This is a genomic window from Pseudomonas sp. 05T35 (assembly GCF_056396605.1).
The window spans coordinates 1-459 of the sequence record NZ_JBFTLU010000966.1 but is presented as its reverse complement, the minus strand read 5'-3'; the positions used below and the strand labels follow the sequence as shown (position 1 = coordinate 459).

At 55.8% G+C, this 459-nt stretch carries 1 pseudogene; it reads right to left on the bottom strand.

Annotation, left to right across the window (positions count from 1 at the left end):
- Window positions 1-459 (bottom strand): annotated as a pseudogene (locus AC1DH9_RS30940) (type VI secretion system tip protein TssI/VgrG); the annotation flags it as partial.

The window sequence follows — 459 nt, the reverse complement described above, 5'->3', positions numbered from 1 at the left end:
GGGTTAGCAAGTTCGAACCGCCGAACGACTTCGAGAATATGCGCTGGACTCTGTTCAACTCGCGCCAATACGCCTTGCGCACCTTTGCCGGTCATCTGCGAGTAACGCGAATCTTCTGCTCCGCTACTGGTGCCAATACCCTCCAGATAAACACGGATTGACGCTTTGCTCTCATCTGCCGAGAGCCGACGTTCGCTGTCATCGTTGTACAGGTCATGGAGCTTCGCCACATTACTGCTGTCATTCCCATAACTGTTATCCGGCGCTCCCCCCTTGCCGTCATACCCATGAGCCTGACAAAACTGCCGAATGTCCTCCGCCAGCTCTTCCAGCCCCACATCCCGCGCATGGCACTCGGCGACCATTTCACTGTTGGATCGGTTATTGCCGGTACCATCGAAGAACACGCCGATCCGTAAGGTAATCCCCTCCAGCTCGACTTCTTCCTCCTCTTCCTCC